The sequence below is a fragment of the Sphingomonas sp. SUN039 genome (assembly GCF_024758725.1).
Lineage (GTDB): Bacteria > Pseudomonadota > Alphaproteobacteria > Sphingomonadales > Sphingomonadaceae > Sphingomonas_O.
In genome coordinates, this window is record NZ_CP096972.1 from 2804241 (window position 1) to 2826228 (window position 21988).

Consider the following 21988-nt stretch of genomic DNA (forward strand, 5'->3'; position numbering starts at 1 on the left):
ATACACGCCCCGCGAAACTGCGAAAGTGGCTTTCCCCGCAAGGCGCGCATGACGTAGGGGAAGGGCAGAGGGGATTAGCGCATGAGCGAAGAATCGAATGTCGCGTTTTCGGATCGCGAGGCGCTGTTGTTCCATTCGTCGGGACGGCCCGGCAAGATCGAGATCGTCGCGTCGAAGCCGATGGCGACTCAACGCGACCTGAGCCTCGCCTATTCCCCCGGCGTTGCGGTGCCGGTGCGCGCCATCGCCGAAGATCCTGCCACCGCTTACGATTACACGGCCAAGGGCAATCTCGTTGCGGTGATCTCCAACGGCACCGCGATTCTCGGCCTCGGCAATCTCGGCGCGCTCGCGTCGAAGCCGGTGATGGAGGGCAAGGCGGTCCTGTTTAAACGCTTTGCCGATGTCGATTCGATCGACATCGAACTCGCGACCGAAGACCCCGAAGCGTTCATCAATGCCGTCGCGTTGATGGAACCCACATTCGGCGGCATCAATCTGGAGGACATCAAGGCCCCCGAATGCTTCATCATCGAGCAGGCGCTGAAGGAGCGGATGAAGATCCCGGTCATGCACGACGACCAGCATGGTACGGCGATCATTACCGCCGCCGGCCTGATCAACGCGGTCATGCTGACCGGGCGCGACATGAAGGACGTCAAGGTGGTGGTGAACGGCGCGGGGGCAGCGGCGATCGCGTGCACCGAACTCATCAAGGCGATGGGCGTGCGCCACGACAATGTCATCATGTGCGACCGGTCGGGCGTTATCTATCAGGGCCGCGAAAAGGGCATGGACCAGTGGAAGTCCGCCCATGCCGCAAAGACCGAGGCGCGCAGCCTCGAAGAGGCGCTGGTCGGGGCCGACATCTTCCTCGGACTGTCGGCAAAGGATGCGCTGACCCCGGCGTTCCTCGCCAAAATGGCCGACCAGCCGATCATCTTTGCGATGGCCAACCCCGATCCCGAGATCACGCCGCCCGATGCGAAAGCGGTACGCCCCGACTGCATCGTCGCGACCGGACGCTCGGATTATCCGAACCAGGTCAACAATGTGCTGGGCTTCCCGTTCATTTTCCGGGGGGCACTCGATGTGCGCGCGACGGCGATCAACGAGGAAATGAAGATCGCCGCGGCCAACGCAATCGCCGAACTCGCCCGCGCGCAAGTGCCCGAGGAAGTCGCCGCAGCGTACGGGGGCCGCGCGCACAGCTTCGGGCGCGACTATATCATCCCCGCGCCTTTCGATCCGCGCCTGATGGAGGTCGTGCCCGCAGCCGTCGCCAAGGCGGCAATGGATACCGGCGTCGCGACGCGGCCGATCCTCGACATGGACGAGTATCGCACTTCGCTCCGCGCGCGCCTCAACCCCACGACCTCGGTCCTCGGCCTCGCCTATGAAGGCGCGCGCGCGCATCCCAAGCGCGTGGTGTTTGCCGAAGGCGAAGAGGAAGTGGTGCTGCGCGCCGCCATCGCCTTCCGCGACGGTGGATACGGCATTCCGGTGCTGGTCGGGCGCGACGATGTCCACGAACGGCTGCGCGCGCTGGGTGTCGACAAGCCCGAGAGCTTCGAAGTGGTCAACAGCCGCAATTCGCCGCTGGTCCCCGCGATGGTCGAGAAACTCTACGAGCGACTCCAGCGGCGCGGCTACCTCCGCCGCGAAGTCGAGCGGATGGTCAACCAGGACCGCAACGTCTTTGCCGCGCTCATGCTCAAGATGGGCGAAGTCGACGCGATGATAACCGGCGTCACCCGCACCTATGCACAGTCGATGCGCGAGGTCCGCCGCGTGCTCGACCATGCCGAGGGGCGTATCCCGTTCGGCGTCCATGTCCTGGTCGGCCAGTCGCACACGGTGTTCATGGCCGACACCACGGTCAACGAACGGCCCAATGCCGAACAGCTCGCCGATATTGCCGAGGGGACCGCCGCCGTCGCGCGCGCGATGGGCCATGAACCGCGCGTGGCATTCCTCAGCTACTCGACCTTCGGCAATCCGGAAGGCTCGTATCTGACCAACTTGCGCGACGCGGTGACCGCGCTCGAAAAGCGCAATGTCGGATTCGAGTTCGAGGGCGAAATGGCGCCCGATGTGGCGCTCAATCCCAAGGTCATGGCCAGCTATCCGTTCAGTCGCCTGTCGGGTCCGGCCAACGTCCTTATCATGCCGGGGCTGCAATCGGCGAACCTGTCGGCAAAGCTGCTGCGCGAACTCGGCGGCGATTCGGTGATCGGGCCGATGCTGATCGGGATGGAAAAGCCCGTCCAGATCGCAACGATGGCTTCGACTGCGAGCGAGCTGGTGACACTCGCCGTGCTCGCAGCGGGCGGGGTGGCACGTTAGCGTTATGAACCGAGCGTGGAAGCGCTATGGCTCCCTCTCGCTTACAATACCGGCGACTGGATTGGCTTACGCACTGGACGCCGGACCTTACGCAATCGTAGGAATCGCGATTACGGGCGCGATCACGCTCGCAATCGACGTAATAACCGACTGACCGCGAAGGCTAATTGCCGTCCGGGTTATCCGTCGTTCCGCCGCCGCGGCCCACGCTGCCGACCTGACCGATATTACCGAAGATCTCCTGGAAGAAGCTGCGGTTGCGGCCCAGCGTCGGGGTTTGGTCCTTGTTGGGACGGATCATCGCGACCTTTTCCAGACCGGTCGAATCGGTCGCCACGACATTGCCGGTGCCGTCGAAACGGACGTGCAGGATCGTCTGGCCGGAAGGGCGTGGCACCTTGTACGCCAGCTGGCGCGTGTCGCGCGACACATAATACCAGTCGTTGGCGTCGAACTGGCCGATGAAGCTGGGGCGGCCGAGCGTCCCCTGCACGGATGCCTTGTTATCGACCCCCGGTTTCACCGTCGCAGCAAGTTGCGAATCGATAATGAAACCCTGATGCCCGGGCACGCGCGCGCAGCCGGTGGCAAGCACGAGCGTCGCAAGCGACAAAAGGGGGACGATGCGCCGTGTGGCCATGGAAAAATACTCTTCGAACGTCGGCGCACGGCTTTGCGACATTGCAACCGCGCGGTCGCGCCGCAATATGCCAAAGATGAGGGCAACGGCAAGCACAGAGCGGAAGAGCGGGTTTCTGGCCCGCTTGTTCGGGCGCGACGACGACGGGCTGGAGGCGCTCTATGCCGCCGTGGTGACCGAGGCGCGCCAGCCGCACTGGTACGCGAGCTATGGCGTCCCCGACACGGTCGACGGGCGATTCGACATGGTATCGCTCGTCCTGTCGCTCGTCCTGCTGCGGCTCGAACGCGAAGGGCGCGAGGTCGAAGCGGTGCGGCTGACCGAGGCGTTCATTACCGATATGGACGGCCAGATCCGCGAGATCGGCTTCGGCGACCTGGTCGTCGGCAAGCAGGTCGGCGGCATCATGGCCGTCGTCGGCGGGCGGCTGGGTGCCTATCGCGCGGGGTTCGATGCCGCGACGCTGGGCCGGACACTGTGGCGCGGCGAACCGCCCGCAAATGCTGAGGCGGCGGTGGCGGCGTTGACCGGGCTGCGCGAGCGGATCGACGGCGTTCCGCTCGATGCGCTGCTTGCGGGCAATATTTCGTGAAGCCCGAGTTCAGCCGCCGCTATCCGCTCGATACGATCGGGTCGGCACCGCGCGAGGTGTGCGTCGAGGCCACCGCAGCGGAGCGCGCGGCGCTGGCGACCCGCTTTGGGCTGGAGGCGCTGGAAGCGCTGGGCGCTACAGCCGTATTGACGGCGTGCGCGCTGGGCATCGAGGCCGTCGGGCGATTGCGCGGCGATGTCGTGCAGAGCTGCGTCGTGACCGGCGAGCCGGTGGCAGCGCGCATCGACGAGGCATTTGCCCTGCGCTTCGTCGATCCTGCCCTGCTCGCAAGCGAAGCCGAGGAAACCGAACTCAGCGACGGCGATTGCGACCTGATCGAGATCGACGGCGGCGCGGTCGATCTGGGCGAAGCGGTCGCGCAGACGCTGGGCCTTGCGCTCGATCCTTTTCCGCGCTGCGCGGTCGAGCGGGCGCGCGAAAAGGAGCGCAAATGGGCAGCGGGCGCGGACGCCGGACCGTTTGCCGGGCTGAAGGGGATGCTGGGAAACCAATAGCCACGTCGCCCCGGACTCGATCCGGGGCTGGGCTTCTTCGTCGGGAACTCACGCCACCGGCAGCCTAGGCCCGAATCAGGTCCGGGCCGACACAAGCTCAGAACGGCACATCATCATCCAAGTCCGAATCGAACGCGCTCGGACGGCTTCCGCCACCGCGCGAAGCTCCGCCGCCGCCATAATTGCCGCCGCCCGAACCGCGTCCGCCCTCGTCGCGGTTCCAGTCGTCGCCACCACCGCCGCCGCCACGCGATCCGCCACCGCTGTCACGACCGTCGAGCAGGACCATCGACGAGTTGAAATTCCGCAGCACGACGTCGGTCGTGTAGCGGTCGTTGCCGTCCTTGTCCTGCCACTTGCGGGTTTCGAGCTGGCCTTCGAGGTACACTTTCGACCCCTTTTTGAGATATTGTTCGGCGACGCGGGCCAGGCCTTCGCTGAAGATCGAGACATTGTGCCATTCGGTGCGATCCTTGCGCTCGCCCGAATTCTTGTCCTTCCAGCTTTCCGACGTCGCGACGCTGAACGACACCACTTTGCCGCCGTTCTGGAACGACCGCGACTCAGGGTCTTTGCCCAGATTGCCGACGAGAATGACCTTGTTGACGCTGCCTGCCACGTTCTTCCCCTAAAGTCCGAGCGCCACCGCGCTCCAATATGTGATCCCTGCCGCCGCGTAGGCCAGCGCGAACAGGTACGCTAGCATGAAGCCGGGCCATTTCCACCCGTTGGTCTCGCGCCGGACGACGGCAATCGTCGAAATGCACTGCGGCGCGAAGACGAACCAGGCGAGGAAGGCGAGCGCCGTCGGCAGCGACCATTTGTTGCGGAGCGAGGCGGCGAGCGACTGGTCGCGCGCGCCCTCGTCCGCCGTGTCGATGGCGTTGACGGTCGCGAGCGCCGACACCGCAACTTCGCGCGCCGCCATGGCGGGGATCAGCGCCAGCGCAATGTCGCGGTCGAAGCCGATGGGCTTGACGACGACGGCGAGGCCGTCGGCGATGCGCCCCGCAATCGAATGGTCGATCTGGCTCTTCGCCGATCCGGCAGGCACCTGCGGAAAGCTGAGCAATGCCCAGAGCACCACGGTCGTGAAGGCGATGATCGTCCCGGCACGCTTCAGAAAGGCCCAGGCGCGCTGCCACAGGCCGAGCGCGAGATCGCGCAGCACCGGCAGCTGGTATTTGGGCATTTCCATCATGAAACCCTGCGCGCCGCCCTTCGTCACCGTCCGCCGCAACAACAGTGCGGCGAACAGCGCGCCGAGGATTCCCGCAAGATAGAGCGCGAACAGCACCAGCCCCTGCAGACCGATGCCCGGACCGACCGTGCGCGACGGGATGAACGCCGCGATGATGACGGCATAGACCGGCAGCCGCGCCGAACAGGTCATCAGCGGCGCGATCAGGATCGTCGTCAGCCGGTCTTTCGGATCGTCGATCGTGCGCGTCGCCATGATGCCGGGGATCGCGCAGGCGAAGCTCGACAGCAGCGGAATGAACGCGCGCCCCGACAGGCCGACCCGCGACATCAGCCGGTCCATCAGGAAGGCGGCACGGACCATATAGCCCGACGCTTCGAGCACGAGGATGAAGGCGAACAGGATCAGGATCTGGGGCAGGAAAACGACCACCGCACCGACGCCCGCGATAATCCCGTCGGTCAGCAGCGAGCGCAGGATCGAGTCGGGAAGGGCCGCCTTGATGCTGTCCTGCAGGCTGCCGATCCATCCATCGATGAGGTCCGCGGGGACGGCGGCAAGGCTGAACACCGCCTGGAACATGACGAAGAGCAATGCGGCAAGGATCAGCGGCCCGGCGACGGGATGCAGCACGACACGGTCGATACTTTCGGTCCAGCGCCGCGCCGTCCCCGATTCGACCGTGACGCTTTTGGCAATGCGCCGCGCATGGCGCTGGCGCTCGGCAAGGGTCGGCTCTTCAAGAATTATGTGCGGACGGTCGGGTGCCCCGGTCAGGGCGGCATCGAGTGCCAGCTTCAACTCGTCCAGCCCGCGTTTCCGAACGGCCACCGTCGGCACGACCGCTACGCCCAATGTCTGCGCGAGCGCAGGCACATCGATGGCAAGCCCGTCGCGGGTCGCCAGGTCGAACATGTTGAGCGCGACGACGACCGGTCGCCCGAGCGCGATCAACTCCATCGCGAAGCGCAAATGGTTGTCGAGGTTGGCCGCATCGACGACCACGACCAGCACCGACGGCACGCGTTCGCCCGCCTGCTGGCCCATCAGCGTGTCGCGGGTCACCTGTTCGTCGGGACTCGACGGCGTCAGGCTGTAGGTGCCGGGCAGATCGACCAGTTCGACCGGTCGCCCGTCGGCCATGGTCAGGCGACCGGCATGGCGCTCGACGGTGACGCCCGGATAATTTCCGACCTTTTGCCGCGCCCCGGTCAGCGCGTTGAACAGCGCCGACTTGCCGGCATTGGGATTGCCGACCAGCGCCACCATTGGCGGTTCGGTCGCGACAATGCGTGTCTCTGCGTTCACTGGACCGGCTCGACCGAAATCGCGGCGGCATGGGCACGGCGGATGGCCACCGTCATCCGGCCGATGCGGACGGCGAGCGGATCGCGTGCAACGAGTCCTGCGCCGTGGAGCGGCTCTACCGCGACCCCCTCGTCGAAGCCCAACTCGCGCAAACGCCGTCCGTCGCGCTCGGTCAGCGACGGCCAGTCGATGCTGGAAATCGTGGCTTCGCGCTGAAAGGGAAGGTCCGCAAGGGTCACTTGCGAGCGATTATCAGTATCGTCTGGCGATTGCCAGTAGGGTGCGGGTCGAATTGCGGATGGAGATGCGCTAGCGATCGCGCGTGACACGCTACGACCAGCGAACCCGGGCGCTCGCCGCCAGCCTCGCAGCGGTGGCGGGCTATGTCGATGCCACCGGCTTTCTGGCGAGCAAGGGCTTCTTCGTGTCGTTCATGAGCGGTAATTCGACGCGTCTGGCCGTCGGAACCGTCGAGCGCGCAGCCGACGCTGCCGCTGCACTGGTCCTGATCGCGGTCTTTGTCGTCGGCGTCGTCACTGGTTCGCTGGTCGGACGGCGTGCAGGCCGTCATCAACGGTCGATTGTCATCGCCTTTGTCGCGGTGTCGCTGGTCAGCGCCATGGTGCTGTCGTCGTTGGGGCAATTGCATGTCGCGCTGGGCCTGATGGCGCTGGCAATGGGCGCGGAGAACGCCATTTTCGAAGCCGAAGGCGAGGTGCAGATCGGGCTGACCTATATGACCGGCACCCTGGTCAAGTTCGGACAACGGCTGGGCACGGCGCTGTCGGGCGGCGACCGCTGGAGCTGGGTACCCTATGCGATGTTGTGGCTGGGGCTGGTTGCGGGCGCTGTCCTCGGTGCGGCACTGTTTCCGGTCTTCGGCCTTGCGTCGCTGCTGCTGCCCGCCGCCTTGCTGGCGGTGCTCGCGCTGCTCGTCCGTCGCCTCGGGCTGGAGGGTTAGACGGCGGGATAGCGCAGCCGCCCCAGAAACCGCGCAAGGCTGATCCGCTCCGGCGCCGAATGCGAGAAACGCGCCTTGGCTTTTTCGAAGCGCATGATCCCTTCGATCCGGCGACCAAGGAACGCGCGGGTGTCGGCGCGGTCCTCGCTCTCGTCGGCAAGCATCGCCATCACCGTCGCGGCATAAACGCCGCCGAGAATCGCGCGCTTGGTATAATGGTTGTAATCGGTCGCGGTATCGCCCGCCGCGCGCCACATCGCGTCCGCCGCGCGCCAGTTGAGTTTGGCCGCCCGCGCCAGATTCTGCGGCAGCGCAAGCACGGCGAGCGCACGCCGCAACGCCTCTATATCGACCGCCACCAGATCCAGCCGCGCCTCGACCAGCGCCGCAATCCGCGCGCGGATTTTCATTGCGGCCAGTTTCTCGGGCGGCAGGTCGGCCAGCATCGCCGCGTCGACATGCGCGAACCAGGCGTCGATCATGTCGACCGCGCCGCCGGGAAAGGCGAGGCGCGCGATTGCCGGATCGATGCCCATGGCCGCTGCCGCCGCGTCGAGCGCCACCGGCGTCCAGCCGTCGAACCCGGCATGGCGCGGCAGCTCGGCGGCAAGCATGACGCGCATTTCGTCGAGGGTGGGGTCGGCCAAGTTACGCTCCATCGGTGACACGGCATCGGTGACACAGGCGAAATGGGCTGCTAGGCGTCGCGCGTCAACGGCGTGCAGGGGCGCGCTTCTCAACGTCGCAGGGGCTAGGACATGGCAAAATTCTTGGGCAAGCTGGGCAACGCGCTGATCGTCGGATTCGCGCTGCTCGTCATCGTGATCTTCGCATTCCACGGCGGTACCGAAACATCGCCCTATCTCAACGGGCTCTTTCGCTATCTGCACGTCCTGTTCGGCGTGATGTGGATCGGCCTGCTCTATTATTTCAATTTCGTGCAAATCCCGACGATGCCGTCGGTCCCGGCCGAACTGAAGCCGGGCGTGTCGAAATATATCGCGCCTGCCGCGCTGTTCTGGTTCCGCTGGGCGGCCCTGATGACCGTGCTGATGGGCGTCGTTGTCGCTTGCACGCCGCCGGCGCAGGGGTTTTCGAGCTATTTCATCCCGGCGCTGACTTTCCAGCCCGGCTTCAGGCTGATCGGCCTCGGCATGTGGCTGGGTCTGATTATGGCGTTCAACGTCTGGTTCCTGATCTGGCCGAACCAGAAAAAGGCGCTGGGAATCGTTGAGGCGGATGCCGATACAAAGGCGAAGGCGGCGACCACCGCGATGATGTTCAGCCGGATCAACACCATCCTGTCGATCCCGATGCTCTACGCGATGGTCACGCAGGGCATCCTCGGCAACTAAATCTCGGGTTCGAGCAGACCTGCTTCGATCAGCCGCCCGACCAGCGCTACGGCCAGGTCGGGCGTCAGGCCGGGCAGGTCGCCGACGGCAAAAGCCGGTGTCGCGAGGATGAAGCGCAGCGCGGGCGCGGCTCCTGCGTGGAGCGCCATGCGTCCGCCCGGAAGCGCGAGTTCGATGGTCGCCCCGGCCTCGCGCAGGTGCGCCGCCGACAGCGCGGCATGACGGACGCGCGTCGTTACCCCCAGCACCGGTGCCGCGACCGGCGGCACGAGCCGCGCGAGATCGGCGACCGCCCGTCCGCTGCGCCGTTCAAGCGCTGCCTCGACGAATTGCGGCTGTCGGCAGCGCTCGGCGAGATCGGCAAAGGCGCGGGCAAGGTCGTTCGCGCTGCCCGCTGCCGCGCGCAACGGACGCGCGGTTTCGGCCAGATGGTCGATCGCCGCGATCATCGCTGCGCGCAGGGTGAGCGGCGTGAACAGGATCGCGACATGGATCGACTCGGTCGTCGAGGCGACGCTGTGCGGCAAGCCACGCGGAATATAGAGCAGGTCGCCGGGCGCCGCATCGACGACATTGTGCCGCTCCAGATGCGGGGGTGTCTCGGCGATATCGCGCCACGGGTTCTGCAACCCCGCCGCATCGGTCGAGACGAACCAGCGTTTGCGCCCCGCCAGCTGGATCGCGATATTGTCGTTGTTGTCGTAATGGATTTTCGCGCGTGCCCCCACGCGGCTCCAGAATATCGACGTGTCGACCGGCTGGTCGAGTACAATTTCGAGTGCACGGACAAAGTGCTGCAACGCGGGCGACAACGCGCGGACATCGGGGAGGCGGACCGTATAGCCGCGCGCGTGATAAGCGTCGATCAGCGCGCGGAACGCCGCCGCATCCGCGACCACGGCAGGACCGGGCGGCGGCCCTTGGGGTGCGACCGCATGGCAATCGAGGGTTGGGGCATGCGTCGCAAAGGCCGCGAGAATGGTCTGTTCGGGATCGGGGCCGAGCAGTCCGGTCCGGAGATGCGCGGCATCGCCGCCCTGTTCGAGCGGGCGGCTCGCCGCGACGGCATCGAGGAACGTGCCCAACGCCAGCGGGGCCAGCATCTTGCCAACAACAGCTCGGGCGTCGGACGGGGTCATCGCCCGAAACGGCTATGGCAAAGGCGCGGGCGACGCAATCGGGGCCTCAGTCCGCCTTGCTTGCCTCCGTCGCCGGATCGCGCACGAGCACGAGCGCCAGCCCCACGAGCAGCGCGCCCGTCACGTCGAGTACGCCCAGCGTCTCGTCGAACACCAGCCAGCCGACGAGCGCGGCAATGATCGGCTGGGTCAGCAACGACAGACCGATCAGCAGCGGACTGACCCGGCCCAGTGCATAGACCAGCAAGCCCTGCCCCACGACCTGGCTGCACAGCGACAGCGCGACCAGCGGCGTCCAGTTCGACGGCCAGACCGCTTCGCCGAGCAGCAGCGCAAACCCCAGCAGCGGCAACGCGCTGGCCAGCGTCGAGGCCGCCAGCAAAGGCAGGGGAGCCAGCGTCGCCCGCGCACGTTCGATGGCGATGAAATAGGCCGCGTAGAATACCCCCGCGAGCAGGCACAGCAGGTCGCCGACAAGATGCTCGGGCGAAAGTTCGGCGCTGCGCCCCATCAGCAGCGCCGCACCCGTCGCCGCCATCGCCAGCGCGACGCTCTGTCTTCGCGTCGGCCATGCCCGCGCAACGAGAAACCCGTAAAGCGGGAAGATGAAGGTCGCCGAATTGCCGAGCAGCGTGGCGTTCGCCATTTTGGTCTGGGTAATGCCGACATGCCAGCTGGCGAGATCAGCGGCGAACAGCACGCCCGACGCGGCGATGATGGCAATTAGCGCGGGGGTTATCGCCCCTCGCGACCGCGGACCGAACCGCGCCATGACGGCAAGCAGCGGAAAGGCAATCGCCATCCGCCAGAATGCCGACGACACCGGCCCGACATCGGCAAGGCGCACGAACATCGGTCCCAATGCAAGCAGCGCGCTGGCCCCAAGCAGCGCAGCGAGATCGGCTTTCGATCCGAGCAGATTTTCTTGGGGTGGACGGCTGGCCATGCGTGCCCATATCGCATGGGTTCCGGATTGAAACCCGTATGAAAGGCGCATCTATCTTATGCCGACCCTGTTCGACCCCATCCAGCTCGGCGCGATTGCCGCCCCCAACCGCATCCTGATGGCTCCGCTGACGCGCGGGCGCAGCGAAGCGGGCCATGTGCCGGTGACCGCGCTCAAGGCCGACTATTACAGCCAGCGTGCGACCGCCGGACTGCTGATTGCGGAGGCCACCGGCATTACACAGGAAGGCCTCGGCTGGCCCTCGGCCCCCGGCATCTGGTCCGACGAACAGGTTGCGGCGTGGCAGCCGGTAACGGCGGCGGTGCACGCGGCGGGCGGGCGAATCATCCTCCAGCTGTGGCACATGGGACGCCTCGTCCACCCCGACTTCCTCGGCGGCGCGCAGCCGGTGTCGGCGTCGGACACGACCGCGCCCGGCGACGCGCATACCGCGACCGGCAAAAAGCCCTACGAACCGGCCCGCGCGCTGCGCCTCGACGAGATTCCGCGCGTCATCGCCGATTATGTCCATGCAGCGAAGAACGCGATCCGCGCGGGTTTCGACGGCGTCCAAATCCACGGCGCGAACGGCTACCTCATCGACCAGTTTCTGCGCGACAACAGCAATTTCCGCACCGACGCCTATGGCGGCCCGATCGAGAACCGCATCCGCCTGCTGCGCGAGGTAACGCAGGCGGTGGCCGATGCGGTGGGTACGGACCGCACCAGTGTGCGCCTGTCGCCCAATGGCGAAACGCAAGGGGCCGACGATTCGGACCCGGTTGCGCTGTTTACTGCCGCCGCGGCGGCGCTGAGCGAGATCGGCATCGCCTTCCTCGAACTGCGCGAGCAAAAGGATTTCGGAAATTTCGGCAAAACCGATGTGCCGCGGGTGTCGCCGCATATCCGCAAGGTGTTCCCGGGACCGCTGATCCTCAATCAGGAATACAACCTCGAGCGCGCCGAGGCCGATATCGCCAGTGGCCTCGCCGATGGCATCAGTTTCGGGCGGCCCTATATCTCGAACCCCGATCTGGTCGCGCGGCTGCGCGCCGACGCGCCGATTGCGCCCGACAATTTTCGCACATGGTATTCGCCGGGGGCGGAGGGCTACACCGACTATCCGGTGCTGGCGCGCGAGGACGCATAATCGCGCCGAGGTGCAATGATCCTCATTCCTCCCCAGCGAAGCGCAGGGGAGTTTCGGGTCGCCCCGTCCCCCGGACGGGGCTTGGACCGCCTGGGGCGGTCCAAGCCGAAACTGCCCGCAGGGCGGAGGGGCCGCCGCGTTCAGCGGCGGACGGTCTCTCCAAGCGAACAGCGTCACTCGCTGCGCTCGCGCCCCTCCGGCGCATTCGCGCCACCTCCCCTGCGCTTCGCTGGGGAGGAATTAGTTCCGGCGCGCCCGCCATTGCGCCGCCGTCTGCCCCCAGGCATCGACCGGCGCGTCCTGAAACGGTTCGGGCAGGCGCGTCGGCCCGAGGTTGGTCGAACCGAGCCGCCGCGCCAGCGCAATCGAGCGGGTGTTCGCAGCGTCGATGGTATGGATGACATCGGGCCAGCCGAGCACGTCGAACACATAGTCCATGGTCGCGACGACGGCTTCGTATGCATAGCCTTTCCCCGTGAACTGCGGCGCGACGCCCCAGCCGACTTCCTTGCCCGGCCAGCCTTCGGGTTCCCACGGCCCCAGCCGCCCGACCCATGCGCCGGTCGCCCGCTCGATCACCGAGAACATCGCAAACCCCTTGATGTCCCAGGCCCCGCGCATCGTGCACAGCATCCGCCAGGTCTCGGGCCGCGACTTTGTGCCGCCGATGAAGCGCATGGTCTCTGCATCGGCATTCATCGCGCTCCAGCCGTCGAGGTCGGATGCTTCGGGCAGGCGCAGGATCAGGCGTTCGGTTTCGAGGACAGGGTAGCCGCTCATCCGAAGCGTCCTTTCAGGTCGAGCAATGCCAGCGCCGCCTTGGCCGCCTCGCCGCCCTTGTCTTTCTGTTTCGGATCGGCACGCACCAGCGCCTGTGCCTCGTTCTCGACCGTCAATATGCCGTTGCCGATGGCAATGCCGTCCATGGTCAGCGCCATGATGCCACGCGCGCTCTCGCCCGCGACGATTTCGAAATGATAGGTTTCGCCGCGGATGACAACGCCGATGGCGACATAGCCGTCATAACGGCCGCTCTCCGCCGCCAGCGAAATCGCGCCGGGAATTTCAAGCGCGCCGGGCACGGTGATGACATCGGCGTGATGCCCCGCATCCTCCAGCGCGGCACGGGCGCCCGCGACGAGCATGTCGTTCAGATGGTCGTAGAAGCGCGCCTCGACGATCAGGAATTTTGCCATGTCTATGTCCCCTAATGCGCCGAAGCCGCAACGATGCCGGCGATCCCGGCGGTAATCAGCGCTGCCCCGATCAGGCGGCGCGCGTCAACCCGTTCGCCGAGCACGCGGCCCGCGACCAGCATGCCGACCAGTACGCTGGCCTCGCGGATCGCCGACACCGCCCCCACCGGCGCAAGCGCAAAGGCATAGAGGGCGGGGACGAACGAGACCGGGGCCATGATCGCCGCCGACAGCCCCGGTTTCCAGTCGGCGCGGAACGCCGCTGGCGCGGCACCGCGCCGCAGCACCGCGAACAGCAGCGGCATCGCCACGGCGTCGAGTACGAAGAACCACGCGATGAACGTCAGCAGGTCGGGCGACAATCGCATGCCCCGCGCGTCGATCACCGAATAGACGGTGGTCAACATGCCCGTAGCAACGGCAAGCAGCAGGCCGTGCCGCGAAACGCGCCCGCCTGCCGCGAGCATGACGATACCGGTACTGACAACCGCAATCGCGCCGACCAGCCAGGGGCCGAGGGTATCGCCAAGCAGCAACACGCCCATGACCGCGGTCAGGATCGGCGCACTGCCCCGCGCAATGGGATAGGCGACCGAGAAATCGCTGACGCTGTAGCTGAAGCTGAGCACCGCCTGATAAACCGCATGCGTTGCCGCCGCCGCGATCAGCCACGGCCAAAGATAATCCGGCGGCAGACCGGTCCAGATCGCGAGCGGCGTCGCAATGGTCAGGCCCACCAACCGCACCCACGCCTGCACCGCCAGCTTGTCCTGCCCCGATTTGATCGAGGCATGGGCAAGTGCGGTCGTCAGCGCCGAGAACCCTGCCAGCCACAGGCCGAGCGTGACCGGACTCACTCGCCCCCGGTGCCGGGGATCGGCCGTTCGCCGACGATGGACAGGCCATATCCTTCGAGGCCGACAAGCGTGTGATGCGTGTTGGTCAGCAGGATCATGTCATGGACGCCGAGTTCGGTCAGGATTTGCGCGCCGCCGCCGTAATCGCGCAGTTCCTCGACCTCGGGTGCGCCCGCGCCCTTGCCGGCCGCACGCAGCTGCATGAAGCGGCTGGTCGAATCGGGGGTGCGGCGGTTGATAAGCACCAGCACGCCGCAGCCTTCCTCGGCAATGGCCTGCATCGCGCCGGGCAGCAGCCCTGTCCGCTCGTTCTCCTCCCCGAACACGTCGACGAACATCGACATGGTGTGCATCCGGACGAGCGTCGGCGTGTTGGGGTCGATGCGGCCCTTGACCAGCGCCAGCGTTTCGTCGCCGGTCGCCTTGTTGAAAAAGGTGATCGCGCGCCAGTCGCCGCCCCAGCGGCTGGTAAAGGTAATCTCGGCGCGGCGCTCGATCAGGTGATCATGCTTGCGGCGATAGGCGATCAGGTCGCGGATCGTCCCCATCTTCAGCCCGTGCAGGCGCGCGAACGACACGAGGTCGTCCATCCGCGCCATGGTGCCGTCGTCCTTCATGATCTCGCAGATCACGCCCGAGGGATTGAGCCCCGCGAGTCGCGACACATCGACGGCCGCCTCGGTATGGCCGGTGCGGACCAGCACGCCCCCGTCGCGCGCGACCAGCGGGAAGACATGGCCGGGGGTAACGATGTCCTGCTTCCCCTTCGACGAATCGATGGCGACCGCGATGGTGCGGGCGCGGTCGGCGGCGCTAATCCCGGTCGTCACGCCTTCGCGCGCCTCGATCGACACTGTGAAGGCGGTTTCGTGGCGGGTGCCATTGCTGCGGCTCATCAGTTCGAGGCCGAGCGCCTCGACGCGCGATTTGGCCAGCGCGAGGCAGATCAGGCCGCGGCCGTGCGTCGCCATGAAATTGATCGCATCGGGCGTCGCCATTTGCGCCGGAACGATCAGGTCGCCCTCATTCTCGCGGTCTTCGTCATCGACGAGGATGAACATGCGGCCGTTGCGGGCCTCGTCGATGATTTCCTCGATGGGGACGAGCGCGGGACGGTCGCTGTTCGCCGACAGATAGCGTTCGAGCTTGCCGAGCGTGTCCGCCGTCGGGTTCCAGTCGGGCGCATCGAGATCGCGCAACGTGTTGGCGTGAAGTCCGGCGGCGCGAGCCAGCCCCGAACGTGAAATGCCGCGCTCGGCGACTTCTGCGCGGATGCGCTCGATGGTCGATGTGCTCATTCACCGATCGTGTCACACTACAATGTGACTTTCAAGATCGAAGTTTCACATAGCTGTGTCGAAATCGCGCATTCGCTTGAGGTAGCGGGCCAGCACATCGATTTCGAGGTTGACCTCCCGACCCGCGACCAGATCGCCCAGCGTCGTGACGTTCCAGGTGTGCGGAATGATGTTGACCGCGAAATGGGTGCCGTCCTCTGCATCGCGGACCCCGTTGACGGTCAGCGAGACGCCGTCGAGCGTGATCGATCCCTTGGGTGCAATGAACGGGGCAATCCCGGCGGGCACGCGGATGCCGACGCGGTGCGAGCCGCCCTCCTCGCACACGCCGATGACCGTGCCGACCCCGTCGACATGGCCGGTGACGATATGCCCGCCGAGTTCGTCGCCGATTTTCAGCGCGCGTTCGAGGTTGAGCCGACGGCCCGTATCCCACATGCCCACCGCCGTTTTCGACACGCTTTCGCCCGACACGTCGCACGCGAACCAGTCCGCGCCCTTGTCGACGACCGTCAGGCACGCGCCCGAACAGGCAATCGATGCGCCGATAGCGATGCTGTCCAGATCCAGCGCGCAGCGCACGGTAACGCGCCGGTCGCCGCGTTCGGCGCTATCGGTCACGGTGCCGATGTCGGTGACGATGCCGGTAAACATATGCGCTTATCCCCTGACGCGCTCGTAAACGTCGAGCGTGTCGCTGCCAAGGCGGCGGCTGTCGATCCGCGTCCAGCGCCCGTGCGCGTCGGACAGGTCGCCGAGGCCGATATCGCCGAGCGTGCGCCCGCCACCGATGAGGACCGGCGCACGGTAGATCAGCAGCCGGTCGACCAGGTCGTCGCGCAGGAACGAGGCAGCGGTCGCCATGCCGCCCTCGACGAGGAGGCGGTCGGCGGGAAGGCCGGCTACTTCATCGAGCGTGATGACGTGCGGGGAGAGGGCTTCTTTTTTTGTCGACAACACGACCCGCAGCGGCGACCTGTCTTCGAGTCCCGGCAACCGGACGTCGAGCTTGGGCGCATCCGCCTCCCATGTTCCGCGCCCGACCAGAATCGCATCGGCACTGGCGCGCTCGACATGGGCGTGCGCGCGCGCCGCCGCCCCGGTAATCCACTGGCTGCGCCCGTCGCCCATTGCCGCCGCGCCGTCGAGCGAGAGGGCCAGCTTGAGCGTTACATGCGGCCGCCCGAGGCGCTGGCGGGTCAGGAAACCCGCCATGCTGCGCGTCGCCTCGACCGCACCGGGGCCGACCGTCACGTCGATACCCTCAGCGCGAAGCCGCGCGAGCCCCTTGCCATCCACTGCCGGAAACGGATCGCCGATCGCTGCGACGACCCGCGCGATCCCGGCTTCGATCAGCACCTCGGCACAGGCCGGACCACGTCCCGGGGCGGCGCAGGGTTCCAGCGTGACATACGCCGTTGCGCCGCGCGCCGCCTCGCCCGCTTCGGCCACGGCCATCGCCTCGGCATGGGGCCGCCCGCCGGGTTGCGTCCAGCCGCGCCCGACGACGCGTCCGTCCTTGACGATGATGCAACCGACGCAAGGGTTCGGGGCGGTCCGGCCCAGACCCCGCGTCCCGAGCGCCAGCGCTGCGCCCATCCAGCGCGCGTCGTCGTTCAAATGCCGAGTCGCTTGGCGAGCGCCTTATATTCGTCCTGCCGCTTTTTCTTCGCCGCCGCGAGCGCCTCGCGTTCGGCTTTCTCGCGGGGGGCGTCGATGGCCTGTTGCGCGCGGACATCGGCAGCAGTCCGCGTTTTCGGCCATTGCTTGACGTACATCACTTCGGGCGGTCGCCATTCACGCGGCGGGTTAAGTTTGTCGAAGATCATCATGAACCACAGCGCGGTAATCCCGACTGCAAGCAGGCCGAAGGCCAACTCATGCCGCCGCCGTGCGCGGATGAAACCCCAGAGGTCGGCAAGCGCGCGCGTGGGGCGTACAGGGCGGGGAAGAAAGGCCATCGTTACAGGAGATAGGCCCGATCCCCGCCCTGTTCCAGTCGCTTGACCCGTCAGTTGCGCTTACCTGTCGCGGACGATGCGGAACTGCACCGTCTTGGTCAGCCAGCTCGCCACTGCCACGCCGTCGCGCGTCGCCGGCTTGAAGCGCCAGCGTTTGAGCGCCCAGTCGCGGGTGGAGGCGAAGAAGCCAGGATCGTCCGGGCGCACCAGTTCGACAGCGGCAACGCGCCCGTCGGGACCGATCTGGACGCGCACCGTGACGCTGCCCTCGACTTCCATCCGCTCGAGATTGGGCGGATAGGGCGGCTGAAGATCGCGGGCGAAACGCGAGTCGATCCCCGCACCGGTCAGGACCGGTAGCGGCGGCGGGTCGGCCTTGACGGTGCCGCCATCGCCGTGCCCGGGATCGGTCGGGGGTTGCGGCGGCGGTTCGGGCCAGCGTTCGCCGGTCGGTTCGGTCGGCACGATGACCTTGGGCTGTTCGGTCTGTGGCTTGGGATCGACCTTTGTCTGCGGTTTGGTCGTCTTCTTGTCGGGTTCGGGCGGCGGCGGTTGCTGGATCGGCGGGAATTTCTTGAGGACCATCGGGTCTTCGGGCTTCACCAGAAGTTCGGGATGATAGCTCAGGATCGTCCCGAGCAGGCCGACGTGCAGCACGACAGCAGCGGCGAGCAGGCCGGGGTGACGGCTCTTCTTGTCGAGATAGCCGCCTGGTCCGGCAGTGTTGGGGGCATGCATGACATCCTCCTGTTCCGAGCAACGCCGCGACCCGGCCCCGCTCACGCATGCGATGATATAATGTTTTATTTAAGATGCAAATAATTTAGGCGGACAGCCGCTGCACCGTTTCGGAACGTCCGATCAGCGGCAACAACGCCGCCATATCGGGACCATGGTCGAGGCCGGTCAGCGCGCGGCGCAGCGGCAGGAACAGCGCTTTGCCGGAGCGCCCGGTCCCCTCCTTCAGCGCGGTCGTCAGCGCGCGCCACGGGTCGGCCGTCCAGTCGAGACCGGCGGCGATTCGGGCTGCCGCACTCAGGAAGTCCGCGTCTTCGGGCGCTGCCGCCACCGCGAGTGGACCGGTCACGATCCGCCACCAGTCGTGCGCATCGGACAGGCGGGTCAGGTTCGGCCGGATGACGGTCCAGGCCGCTTCGCCCATGCCGTCCGGCAAGCGTGCCGCCACCGCCGCATAGGGCGTCTGGTGCAGCATCTTGGCGTTGAGCGATTCGAGTTCGGCAATATCGAACCGCGCGGGCGCTCGGCCGAAACGGGCGAAGTCGATGCCGTCGACCAGCGGCGCAACGCTTTCGACCGGCTCGACCGGATCGCTGGTCCCGAGGCGCGCGAGCAGGGCCACCACCGCCAGCGGCTCGATACCGTCGGCACGCAGCGCATCGCAGTCGAGGCTGCCGAGGCGTTTGGACAGCTTGCCCTCGCTGCCGACGAGCAACGCCTCATGCGCGAACGCCGGGGGCGCGCTGCCGAGTGCGGCAAACATCTGGAGTTGCGACGCAGTGTTCGACACATGGTCTTCGCCGCGCACGACCGTCGTCACGCCCATGTCGATGTCGTCGATGACGCTGGGCAGCAGATACAGCCACGACCCGTCGGCGCGGCGCACGACCGGATCGGACATGGTCTTGGGATCGAAATGCTGCGGTCCCCGGATCAGGTCGGTCCACGCGATCGCAGCGTCATGATCGAGCCTGAACCGCCAGTGCGGCGCGCGGTCGGCCGGCACGGGTGTATCGGGCGCGGGGCGCTCATAGATCGGCGGTAGGCCGCGTCCGAGCAGCACCTTGCGCCGCAGGTCCAGCTCTTCGGGCGTTTCGTAACAGGGATAGACGCGACCCGCCGCGCGCAGCAGATCGAACTGCGTTTCGTACAGGGCGAGCCGCGCCGACTGGCGCTCCTCGCCGTCGCGGGCCAGGCCGAGCCAGTCGAGATCGGTACGGATGGCGTCGACGAAAGCCTCGGTCGAGCGCGCCGCATCGGTATCGTCGATGCGAAGCAGGAAACGCCCGCCGTGCTTGCGCGCCCATAGCCAGCAATGGAGTGCGGTGCGGATGTTGCCGATGTGGAGCCGACCGGTCGGCGAAGGGGCGAAGCGGGTGATGGTCATGCGTGGGGATCGTACAAAAGATCGACAGCAGCTGCCCTTGCAGCGCGCGCGAGCGCCTTGTCGCCGGTAAGCAGAGGGATGCCTAGACGAACGGCAAGCTCAAGATAGGTGGCGTCTGCGCCACGCAGCTGATGCTGGCGGCAGGTTGCCAAGATCGCCGACAGCTCAGCTGGAACGGCAATTTCGACCGCGCCGAAAACCTCGATCAATATGGACCAGGAGTAATCACAAATGTCCGATGAAATGCGTTGCATCCATTCGGCCTTGGCTAGTCCGCCGACGATCTCGACTGGCCAGACCGGCGGTGCGATAAGGTCGTGCCCGGCAAGCATTGCCGACGTCGTGTCGCGAAGGCTTCGATTCTGTTCTGGAAGGACTGTCGCCAGTAGCGCTGACGCATCGATGACGACCTTCAACGGCGGTCCTCGTTGATCCAGCCGACGATTTCTTCAATCGAGGTAGGGCCATGCCGCCGCAGCACCTCGTCCCCCAACTCCGCCAGCTTCCGGGCCGCCTCGGCGCCGCGACGACGTCGTTCGGCCTCGTCATCGGCCAGCGCAACCAGCCGGACATAGGGCCGCCCGTGACGGGTTACGACAATCTCGTCTCCTGCCGCCGCAGCAGCTGCATACTCAGACAGTCTGTCTTTTACCGTGGCGAGGGGAACCTGGCGCATAGCGTTTTCCTTTGGCCATAATAATAGCCAGAACTCGATGGCTGTCTAGCTCGTCCGGAACGCATTGGTGATCGGATAGCGCCGGTCACGGCCGAAATTGCGGCTGCCGAGCTTCACCCCCGGCGGCGACTGGCGGCGCTTGTATTCGGCCACGTAGAGAAGACGTTCGATGCGGATCACGGTGTCGCGGTCGAACCCGTGCGCGACGATGTCGGCGACCGACAGTTCCTCCTCGACCAGCCCGCGCAGGATGGGATCGAGTACGTCATAGGGCGGCAGCGAATCGTCGTCGCGCTGGTCTTCGCGCAATTCGGCGGACGGGGGCCGGGTAATGACGCGATCGGGCATCACCGGCCCGTCGGGACCGAGGCCAAGGCGCGGTTTGTTGGCGTTGCGCCAGCGCGACAGTGCGAAGACCGTAGTCTTGTAAGCATCCTTGAGCACCGAATAGCCGCCCGCCATATCGCCATAGATCGTCGCATAGCCGACCGACATCTCGGACTTGTTGCCGGTGGTCAGCAGCATCGGGCCGAACTTGTTGCTGATCGCCATCAGGGTCAGGCCGCGAATGCGCGACTGGATGTTCTCCTCGGCCAGATCGGGCGCGCGCCCTTCGAACACGCCCGACAGCATCGAATCGAATGCCGTCATGGCTTCGGCAATCGGGATGGTGTCGAGCCGGCACCCGAGCAGCCGCGCGCATGCTGCAGCGTCGCTTTCCGAAATGTCCGCCGTGTAGCGCGAGGGCATCATCACGCACCACACGCGGTCGGCCCCCAGCGCATCGACCGCGACCGCCGCCGACAGTGCCGAATCGATCCCGCCCGACAGGCCAAGCACGACGCCCGGGAAGCGGTTGATGTTCACATAGTCGCGCAGGCCGACCAGCATCGCGTGATAGGTATCCGCCGGATGCGGATCGAGCGCGGCGACGACGCCCGGTTCGCAAACCCAGCCGTTCGCGCCACGCGTCCACACTGTCTCGACCAGCGCCTCTTCCCAGTCGGGCAACTGGTGCGCGACCGATCCGTCGGCGTTGAGCACGAACGATGCGCCGTCGAACACGATCTCGTCCTGCCCGCCGACGCGGTTGACGAACGCGAGCGGCAGCCCCGTTTCGCGCACGCGTACGCCCGCAACGCCCGCGACGCGGAGGTCGTCCTTGTCGATCTCGTACGGGCTGCCATGCGGCGCGATCAGCAGTTCCGCGCCCCGCGCCTTCAGATGCCCGCAAACGGTGGGGAACCAGATATCCTCGCACAAAGGCAGGCCGAACTTCACGCCCTTGAACACCACCGGCTCGGGCAGCGGACCGGGCGTAAAAATGCGCTTTTCGTCGAATGTGCCATAGTTCGGCAGCTCGTGCTTGCGGGTCGTCGCGGTCACGCGACCCCCCTCGCACAGCGCGAGGATGTTGTAGAGCTTGCCGTCCACCCGCTCGATACTGCCGACCAGCATGGCGGGGCCGTCGTCGGACGTCGCCGCCGCCAGCCGCGCGAGTTCCGCAGCGGCACGTTCGGCCAGCGCGGGTTTCAACACCAGGTCCTCGGGCGGATAGCCGATCAGCTGCAGTTCGGGGAAAACGATCAGGTCGGCAGCGGTACGCCCGCGCGCAGCAAGCATCGCATCGGCGTTACCCGCCAGATCGCCGACGCGCTGGCTCATCTGGGCAATGGCTATGGTCAAACGATTTGGAAGCGTGGCCGTCATGCCCCTCGCTCT

Annotated in this window: 25 protein-coding genes; 6 read left to right on the top strand and 19 right to left on the bottom strand. The window is 66.4% G+C overall.

The features are described 5' to 3' along the window. The first annotated feature begins 81 nt into the window (after nucleotides 1–81). On the top strand, nucleotides 82–2346 hold the full coding sequence (locus M0209_RS13725) for an NADP-dependent malic enzyme (RefSeq protein ID WP_258888827.1): 2265 nt from the start codon (nucleotides 82–84) through the stop codon (nucleotides 2344–2346). 163 nt (nucleotides 2347–2509) lie between these two features. On the opposite strand, the gene M0209_RS13730 is transcribed toward M0209_RS13725, so the two are convergent. Next, nucleotides 2510–2986 carry an outer membrane protein assembly factor BamE gene (locus M0209_RS13730; protein WP_258888828.1) on the bottom strand — a complete coding sequence of 159 codons (477 nt, stop codon included), beginning with the start codon at nucleotides 2984–2986 and terminating at the stop codon, nucleotides 2510–2512. A 76-nt stretch (nucleotides 2987–3062) separates the two neighbouring features. Here M0209_RS13730 and M0209_RS13735 point away from each other — a divergent pair, with 76 nt between their 5' ends. Continuing rightward, complete coding sequence (locus tag M0209_RS13735; RefSeq protein ID WP_258888829.1) at nucleotides 3063–3578, top strand: ubiquinol-cytochrome C chaperone family protein; 516 nt, start codon at nucleotides 3063–3065, stop codon at nucleotides 3576–3578. Next, complete coding sequence (locus M0209_RS13740; protein ID WP_258888830.1) at nucleotides 3575–4093, top strand: DUF177 domain-containing protein; 519 nt, start codon at nucleotides 3575–3577, stop codon at nucleotides 4091–4093. The genes M0209_RS13735 and M0209_RS13740 overlap by 4 nt, the downstream gene beginning before the upstream one ends. Nucleotides 4094–4190: 97 nt before the next feature. On the opposite strand, the gene ssb is transcribed toward M0209_RS13740, so the two are convergent. Genes ssb through M0209_RS13755 form a run of 3 tightly spaced genes read right to left on the bottom strand, consistent with a single transcriptional unit; the run spans nucleotide 4191 to nucleotide 6841 of the window. Then, on the bottom strand, nucleotides 4191–4712 hold the full coding sequence (ssb, locus tag M0209_RS13745; RefSeq protein ID WP_258888831.1) for a single-stranded DNA-binding protein: 522 nt from the start codon (nucleotides 4710–4712) through the stop codon (nucleotides 4191–4193). A 9-nt stretch (nucleotides 4713–4721) separates the two neighbouring features. Beyond that, nucleotides 4722–6563, bottom strand: a complete 1842-nt coding sequence (locus M0209_RS13750) for a ferrous iron transporter B (RefSeq protein WP_258889647.1) — start codon at nucleotides 6561–6563, stop codon at nucleotides 4722–4724. Between the two features lie 35 nt (nucleotides 6564–6598). Continuing rightward, nucleotides 6599–6841, bottom strand: a complete 243-nt coding sequence (locus tag M0209_RS13755) for a FeoA family protein (protein WP_258888832.1) — start codon at nucleotides 6839–6841, stop codon at nucleotides 6599–6601. An 83-nt stretch (nucleotides 6842–6924) separates the two neighbouring features. Here M0209_RS13755 and M0209_RS13760 point away from each other — a divergent pair, with 83 nt between their 5' ends. Next, entirely contained in the window at nucleotides 6925–7563 is a 639-nt protein-coding gene (locus M0209_RS13760; protein ID WP_258888833.1) for a YoaK family protein, read from the top strand. Here the strand turns inward: M0209_RS13760 and M0209_RS13765 are convergent. Then, on the bottom strand, nucleotides 7560–8222 hold the full coding sequence (locus tag M0209_RS13765) for a COQ9 family protein (protein ID WP_258889648.1): 663 nt from the start codon (nucleotides 8220–8222) through the stop codon (nucleotides 7560–7562). The two genes, M0209_RS13760 and M0209_RS13765, sit on opposite strands and share 4 nt — an antisense overlap. A 99-nt stretch (nucleotides 8223–8321) precedes the next feature. Between M0209_RS13765 and M0209_RS13770 the strand changes: the two genes are divergently transcribed. Next, entirely contained in the window at nucleotides 8322–8918 is a 597-nt protein-coding gene (locus tag M0209_RS13770; protein ID WP_258888834.1) for a urate hydroxylase PuuD, read from the top strand. On the opposite strand, the gene M0209_RS13775 is transcribed toward M0209_RS13770, so the two are convergent. Continuing rightward, nucleotides 8915–10057, bottom strand: a complete 1143-nt coding sequence (locus tag M0209_RS13775; RefSeq protein WP_258888835.1) for a cupin domain-containing protein — start codon at nucleotides 10055–10057, stop codon at nucleotides 8915–8917. The two genes, M0209_RS13770 and M0209_RS13775, sit on opposite strands and share 4 nt — an antisense overlap. Nucleotides 10058–10103: 46 nt before the next feature. Continuing rightward, nucleotides 10104–11003: a DMT family transporter gene (locus M0209_RS13780; protein ID WP_258888836.1), complete on the bottom strand. Its 900-nt coding sequence runs from the start codon at nucleotides 11001–11003 to the stop codon at nucleotides 10104–10106. A gap of 58 nt (nucleotides 11004–11061) precedes the next feature. Between M0209_RS13780 and M0209_RS13785 the strand changes: the two genes are divergently transcribed. Continuing rightward, entirely contained in the window at nucleotides 11062–12153 is a 1092-nt protein-coding gene (locus M0209_RS13785; protein ID WP_258888837.1) for an alkene reductase, read from the top strand. A 240-nt stretch (nucleotides 12154–12393) separates the two neighbouring features. Here the strand turns inward: M0209_RS13785 and M0209_RS13790 are convergent, their stop codons facing one another. The 12 genes from M0209_RS13790 to M0209_RS13845 all read right to left on the bottom strand — a co-directional run bounded on the left by M0209_RS13790 (nucleotide 12394) and on the right by M0209_RS13845 (nucleotide 21976). Beyond that, complete coding sequence (locus M0209_RS13790; RefSeq protein ID WP_258888838.1) at nucleotides 12394–12933, bottom strand: GNAT family N-acetyltransferase; 540 nt, start codon at nucleotides 12931–12933, stop codon at nucleotides 12394–12396. Beyond that, nucleotides 12930–13349 (bottom strand): 6,7-dimethyl-8-ribityllumazine synthase, encoded by a 420-nt coding sequence (ribH, locus tag M0209_RS13795; RefSeq protein ID WP_258888839.1) that lies wholly within the window; start codon nucleotides 13347–13349, stop codon nucleotides 12930–12932. The genes M0209_RS13790 and ribH overlap by 4 nt, the downstream gene beginning before the upstream one ends. A gap of 11 nt (nucleotides 13350–13360) precedes the next feature. Next, on the bottom strand, nucleotides 13361–14206 hold the full coding sequence (locus M0209_RS13800; RefSeq protein WP_258888841.1) for a DMT family transporter: 846 nt from the start codon (nucleotides 14204–14206) through the stop codon (nucleotides 13361–13363). Further along, complete coding sequence (ribB, locus tag M0209_RS13805) at nucleotides 14203–15504, bottom strand: 3,4-dihydroxy-2-butanone-4-phosphate synthase (protein WP_258888843.1); 1302 nt, start codon at nucleotides 15502–15504, stop codon at nucleotides 14203–14205. Before ribB ends, M0209_RS13800 begins: the two co-directional genes overlap by 4 nt. 45 nt (nucleotides 15505–15549) lie before the next feature. Continuing rightward, entirely contained in the window at nucleotides 15550–16158 is a 609-nt protein-coding gene (locus tag M0209_RS13810) for a riboflavin synthase (protein WP_258888844.1), read from the bottom strand. Nucleotides 16159–16164: 6 nt separating this feature from the next. Further along, nucleotides 16165–17103 (bottom strand): bifunctional diaminohydroxyphosphoribosylaminopyrimidine deaminase/5-amino-6-(5-phosphoribosylamino)uracil reductase RibD, encoded by a 939-nt coding sequence (gene ribD / locus M0209_RS13815; RefSeq protein WP_258889649.1) that lies wholly within the window; start codon nucleotides 17101–17103, stop codon nucleotides 16165–16167. Nucleotides 17104–17120: 17 nt separating this feature from the next. After that, entirely contained in the window at nucleotides 17121–17465 is a 345-nt protein-coding gene (locus M0209_RS13820; protein ID WP_258888845.1) for a hypothetical protein, read from the bottom strand. A gap of 60 nt (nucleotides 17466–17525) precedes the next feature. Beyond that, a complete protein-coding gene (locus M0209_RS13825; RefSeq protein ID WP_258888846.1) occupies nucleotides 17526–18203 on the bottom strand; it encodes an energy transducer TonB in 678 nt (225 codons plus the stop codon). Between the two features lie 85 nt (nucleotides 18204–18288). After that, on the bottom strand, nucleotides 18289–19590 hold the full coding sequence (locus tag M0209_RS13830; protein WP_258888847.1) for a glutamate--tRNA ligase: 1302 nt from the start codon (nucleotides 19588–19590) through the stop codon (nucleotides 18289–18291). Then, nucleotides 19587–20006, bottom strand: coding sequence for a type II toxin-antitoxin system VapC family toxin (locus M0209_RS13835; RefSeq protein WP_258888848.1), 420 nt, complete (start codon nucleotides 20004–20006; stop codon nucleotides 19587–19589). The genes M0209_RS13830 and M0209_RS13835 overlap by 4 nt, the downstream gene beginning before the upstream one ends. Next, on the bottom strand, nucleotides 20003–20266 hold the full coding sequence (locus M0209_RS13840; RefSeq protein WP_258888849.1) for a type II toxin-antitoxin system Phd/YefM family antitoxin: 264 nt from the start codon (nucleotides 20264–20266) through the stop codon (nucleotides 20003–20005). The genes M0209_RS13835 and M0209_RS13840 overlap by 4 nt, the downstream gene beginning before the upstream one ends. A gap of 45 nt (nucleotides 20267–20311) precedes the next feature. Next, nucleotides 20312–21976: an NAD+ synthase gene (locus tag M0209_RS13845; protein WP_258888850.1), complete on the bottom strand. Its 1665-nt coding sequence runs from the start codon at nucleotides 21974–21976 to the stop codon at nucleotides 20312–20314. Between the last annotated feature and the right edge of the window lie 12 nt (nucleotides 21977–21988).

Coding starts and splice junctions, on each gene's coding strand:
- M0209_RS13830 (WP_258888847.1), bottom strand. CDS start 19,590: ATGACCATCACCCGCTTCGCCCCTTCGCCGACCGGTCGGCTCCACATC.
- ribD (WP_258889649.1), bottom strand. CDS start 17,103: ATGGGCGCAGCGCTGGCGCTCGGGACGCGGGGTCTGGGCCGGACCGCC.
- M0209_RS13840 (WP_258888849.1), bottom strand. CDS start 20,266: ATGCGCCAGGTTCCCCTCGCCACGGTAAAAGACAGACTGTCTGAGTAT.
- M0209_RS13845 (WP_258888850.1), bottom strand. CDS start 21,976: ATGACGGCCACGCTTCCAAATCGTTTGACCATAGCCATTGCCCAGATG.
- M0209_RS13750 (WP_258889647.1), bottom strand. CDS start 6,563: ATGGTGGCGCTGGTCGGCAATCCCAATGCCGGCAAGTCGGCGCTGTTC.
- ribH (WP_258888839.1), bottom strand. CDS start 13,349: ATGGCAAAATTCCTGATCGTCGAGGCGCGCTTCTACGACCATCTGAAC.
- M0209_RS13770 (WP_258888834.1), top strand. CDS start 8,322: ATGGCAAAATTCTTGGGCAAGCTGGGCAACGCGCTGATCGTCGGATTC.
- M0209_RS13825 (WP_258888846.1), bottom strand. CDS start 18,203: ATGCATGCCCCCAACACTGCCGGACCAGGCGGCTATCTCGACAAGAAG.
- M0209_RS13790 (WP_258888838.1), bottom strand. CDS start 12,933: ATGAGCGGCTACCCTGTCCTCGAAACCGAACGCCTGATCCTGCGCCTG.
- M0209_RS13780 (WP_258888836.1), bottom strand. CDS start 11,003: ATGGCCAGCCGTCCACCCCAAGAAAATCTGCTCGGATCGAAAGCCGAT.
- ribB (WP_258888843.1), bottom strand. CDS start 15,504: ATGAGCACATCGACCATCGAGCGCATCCGCGCAGAAGTCGCCGAGCGC.
- M0209_RS13775 (WP_258888835.1), bottom strand. CDS start 10,057: ATGACCCCGTCCGACGCCCGAGCTGTTGTTGGCAAGATGCTGGCCCCG.
- M0209_RS13820 (WP_258888845.1), bottom strand. CDS start 17,465: ATGGCCTTTCTTCCCCGCCCTGTACGCCCCACGCGCGCGCTTGCCGAC.
- M0209_RS13785 (WP_258888837.1), top strand. CDS start 11,062: ATGCCGACCCTGTTCGACCCCATCCAGCTCGGCGCGATTGCCGCCCCC.
- M0209_RS13730 (WP_258888828.1), bottom strand. CDS start 2,986: ATGGCCACACGGCGCATCGTCCCCCTTTTGTCGCTTGCGACGCTCGTG.
- M0209_RS13735 (WP_258888829.1), top strand. CDS start 3,063: ATGAGGGCAACGGCAAGCACAGAGCGGAAGAGCGGGTTTCTGGCCCGC.
- M0209_RS13810 (WP_258888844.1), bottom strand. CDS start 16,158: ATGTTTACCGGCATCGTCACCGACATCGGCACCGTGACCGATAGCGCC.
- M0209_RS13725 (WP_258888827.1), top strand. CDS start 82: ATGAGCGAAGAATCGAATGTCGCGTTTTCGGATCGCGAGGCGCTGTTG.
- M0209_RS13765 (WP_258889648.1), bottom strand. CDS start 8,222: ATGGAGCGTAACTTGGCCGACCCCACCCTCGACGAAATGCGCGTCATG.